The organism is Edaphobacter aggregans DSM 19364, assembly GCF_000745965.1.
In the GTDB taxonomy this organism is placed as follows: Bacteria; Acidobacteriota; Terriglobia; order Terriglobales; family Acidobacteriaceae; genus Edaphobacter; species Edaphobacter aggregans.
This window is the reverse complement of the sequence record NZ_JQKI01000312.1, coordinates 1-1915: the sequence shown is the minus strand read 5'-3', so window position 1 is coordinate 1915 and position 1915 is coordinate 1. Positions and strand designations below refer to the sequence as shown.

Here is a 1915-nt window from a genome sequence, read left to right as displayed (position 1 = left end):
TGAACTTGCTCAAAAGTTTGCTGCCCTCCATTGGCGGGTCCATAGTCCCGGAAACTTGCGCTGTGCCAGAGGGGCGTTGCAGACTCAAGAAGGCTGGCTCGACAGCTATGATCGCAGTCTGCTTGGTGCCATTGTGCCCGTTCAAAAGTCTGATTTCGGTTGCTGCGGTCCATTGTTTGGTGGCGAGATTGCGCTCTGAAAAGAGGCCGATCTCGACCCCGTTGGAAAGCCTGTGTCATGATCGCCAACCGAGTCGAGCCTAGCCAATTTCACTGAGAAGGAGAACATGCCATGGCAAAGGTCAAGCTATCCGTCTTTGATCGGTTGCGCCTCGGGGCGAGATTGAATCGCAAAGAGCGCAGAGATGTCGAGCAGCGTTTGAGCGCCGCGGATCCTGGATTGGAGATTGTGAACCGAGACGCGGCCGGCATTGATGTCGGAAACGAAAGCCACTTCGTAGCCGTACCGCGCGGGCGGGACGCGCAACCTGTGCGCGAGTTCGGGTCCTGGACCGCTGCGCTGGTAGAAATAGCGCAGTGGTTGACGCGCTGCGGCATACGCACGGTAGTGATGCAGTCCACCGGAGTGTACTGGATCGCGGTGCGTGATGTTCTGCAGAAGCACGGTCTGGAAGTGAACCTAGTGGATGCGCGGGGAACGAAGAATGTACCAGGACGAAAGAGTGATGTACAGGAATGTCAGTGGCTCATGCGATTGCATACGTATGGTCTGTTGCGAGCCTGTTTTCTGCCTGCTCCTGAGATCCACGGTATACGAACAGTGTGGCGGTTGCGGGATCAGCACATCAAAGACGCCGGACGATGCATCCAGCATATGCAAAAGTCCCTGATCGCGATGAACGTGCAGTTGCACAATGCCTTAAGCGATATCGGCGGTACGAGTGGACAGGCGATTATCCGGGCTCTGCTGGCGGGGCAGCGCGATCCGAAGACCTTGGCAGCTTTACGCGATCGACGTTGCATGGCCAGCGAAGAAGAGATCGTTCACAGCCTGCAGGGCGTCTGGAAACCAGACGTCTTGTTTGAGTTGCAGCAGGCCGTCGACGCCTACGATTTCTATCGCCAACAGATGGCCAAATGCGATGAACAGCTAAAGCAGCACATGGCATTGCTGCCTGCCCGAAGAGTGGAAACACTCGTCTCATCGGCCGAGCCGTCGCCCACTGACATGAGTAAAAAGTCCCGTTCTCGCAAGCCTCAAGGGAACGAACCAGCGTTTGATTTGGGAGCAGAATTAGAGCGCATTCTGAGCGTGAACGCTACGACAATAGACGGCATTAACGTGATGACCGTTCAGACCGTACTGGCCGAGGTGGGGCCAGACCTGAGTGCGTGGAAAACTGAGGCCCACTGGTCTTCTTGGCTGAATTTAGCTCCCAAGCGAGATGTAAGCGGAGGAAGGGTGATCCGTCACGTACGCGAACACCGCACCAATCGCGTAGGAAATGCGTTTCGAATGGCCGCCCAGGCACTGCTACGCTCTCACAGTTATCTCGGCGCAAGGTGCCGATACCTTCGAGCCAAGTTGGGAGGGCAAAAAGCAGTCAAAGCCATGGCGCGCGTTTTGGCCTGCCTTTACTATCGACTCGTTACGAAAGGACAGAGATGGGTAGATCAAGGCATCGAGGAGTTCAACCGTCGAAGCGAACAGCGCGAACTTGTCCTCCTGCAGCGCAAAGCTCATAAACACGGAATGCAACTCGTACCAACTGCCTGAAGGAAGACCACAGCACCGAGATCACATGGAAATGCCCCGTTCAGCGGGAGCAAATCCCTTCGTGTGTCCGCACACAATACCTCAACAGCAACAACAAGCCGTCTTCTAGCTACTCGGCACTCGGCAAGACTCCAGAACCCTAAAATAGTCGTTCTTGCAAAATGAAGTTTCTGGAAAG

2 protein-coding genes are annotated in these 1915 nt (G+C 55.4%); both read left to right on the top strand.

The window, feature by feature from the left end; all coding sequences use genetic code 11:
* The coding region (locus Q363_RS43515; RefSeq protein ID WP_211256466.1) for a hypothetical protein at positions 1-199 on the top strand (199 nt) is incomplete at its 5' end.
* Positions 200-291: 92 nt separating this feature from the next.
* Positions 292-1737, top strand: a complete 1446-nt coding sequence (locus tag Q363_RS31460) for an IS110 family RNA-guided transposase (RefSeq protein WP_084080969.1) — start codon at positions 292-294, stop codon at positions 1735-1737.
* Positions 1738-1915: the final 178 nt, after the last annotated feature.